This window comes from Vibrio sp. 704, from assembly GCF_033339295.1.
In genome coordinates this window covers 1-521 of record NZ_JAWOUH010001006.1, presented here as the reverse complement: position 1 = coordinate 521, position 521 = coordinate 1, and the positions used below count along the sequence as shown (strand labels likewise).

Below are 521 nucleotides of genomic sequence, written 5' to 3'. Positions count from 1 at the left end.
CTTACCGCGCAAAGTGACGAAAGTGAGTTTGCGGATAACCAATTGTTGCTGTCACCAAACTACCTCGCGTACGCAACACATCTGTTGGATAAAGGCTTTCGCGTTGTAGCGTTAATCAATCACCACACCGTACTGACGGCAGTATTGCAAGCAGATGTAGTCTATTTGATTTTATACGCGCTGATTGCACTGATCGCATTGGCATGGTTTCAGATGTTGGTGAACAAGGCACGCCTTGCCAATCTCAATGTGAGCTTGGAAGAAAAAGTCATGCAACGCACGGTTGTACTAAGTGAAGCAAACCACAAATTGCAGCAAACGGTTCGTCAGTATGAACAAAGCCAGCAAGAGCTAAGACAAACTCAGCAAGAGCTGACTCAAGCCGCCAAACTTGCTTTGCTGGGAGAGTTGTCTGCCAGTATCAACCACGCGATAAACCAACCACTTGCCGCGCTGAGAACTTACACCGAAAACTCCCAGCGCTTGTTGTCGATGGAACGCTACCCGATGGTCGCAGACAA

1 pseudogene is annotated in these 521 nt (G+C 48.0%); it reads left to right on the top strand.

The window, feature by feature from the left end:
- A pseudogene (locus tag R7R24_RS30360) lies at nt 1-521 on the top strand (sensor histidine kinase); the annotation flags it as partial.